1 protein-coding gene is annotated in these 364 nt (G+C 67.0%); it reads left to right on the plus strand.

Annotation, left to right across the window (positions count from 1 at the left end):
- Positions 1-364: phosphopantetheine-binding protein (locus IEJ02_RS48060; protein WP_191070543.1), on the plus strand; the 364-nt coding region annotated here is incomplete at both ends.

Below are 364 nucleotides of genomic sequence, written 5' to 3' on the forward strand. Positions count from 1 at the left end.
GGGAAGGTGGACCGGCGTGCGCTGCCGGAGCCGGAGGGCGAGGCCTATGCGTCCCGCGCCTACGAGGTTCCGGTCGGGGAGAGGGAGACGCTGCTGGCCGAGGTGTGGGCTCGGGCTCTTCGGGTTGAGCGGGTCGGCCGCCATGACAATTTCTTCGAGCTGGGTGGGCATTCGCTGCTGGCGGTGACGCTGGTGGAGCAGATCCGTATTCTGGGCGTGGAAACGGATGTGCGTACGTTGTTCGAGGCGCCGACGGTGGCGGATTTCGCGGTGGCGATGGGTGCTGGTTCGGGGGCGGTGGTGGTTCCGCCGAATCTCATTGCCGAGGACAGTGCGGTGATTACGCCGGATATGGTGCCGCTGG

Source organism: Streptomyces sp. 5-10 (genome assembly GCF_014712245.1).
Classification (GTDB): Bacteria; Actinomycetota; Actinomycetes; order Streptomycetales; family Streptomycetaceae; genus Streptomyces; species Streptomyces violaceusniger.